Origin of the sequence: Pantoea sp. Fr-CA_6, assembly GCF_024520895.1 — a bacterium.
Classification (GTDB): Bacteria; Pseudomonadota; Gammaproteobacteria; order Enterobacterales; family Enterobacteriaceae; genus Pantoea; species Pantoea agglomerans.
The window spans coordinates 1-241 of sequence record NZ_JALNPO010000061.1 but is presented as its reverse complement, the minus strand read 5'-3'; the positions used below and the strand labels follow the sequence as shown (position 1 = coordinate 241).

Below are 241 nucleotides of genomic sequence, written 5' to 3'. Positions count from 1 at the left end.
CCTGATCTGGTGTACCCTGGCCAATGCGCCGGAAATGAGTGCAGATGAGTTGCAATGCACCCGTATAAACTGGATCCGGGTTGTGCTGGATGGGCGTAAACCGGACCAGAAAATTGCCGTAGGCTGCGGAGAAGCGGATCATTCGCTGGTTGAAGTGGGCAAAACCCTGTTTGCCGATCTGCGTCGGGTTGCTTAAGTGTTAGACAGTCATAATCAGGACAGCACGGAATATCTGCAGGTT

The 241-nt window shown here is 52.7% G+C and carries 1 pseudogene; it reads left to right on the top strand.

The window, feature by feature from the left end:
- Positions 1-193 (top strand): annotated as a pseudogene (locus NR201_RS22610) (glutamate--cysteine ligase); the annotation flags it as partial.
- Positions 194-241: the final 48 nt, after the last annotated feature.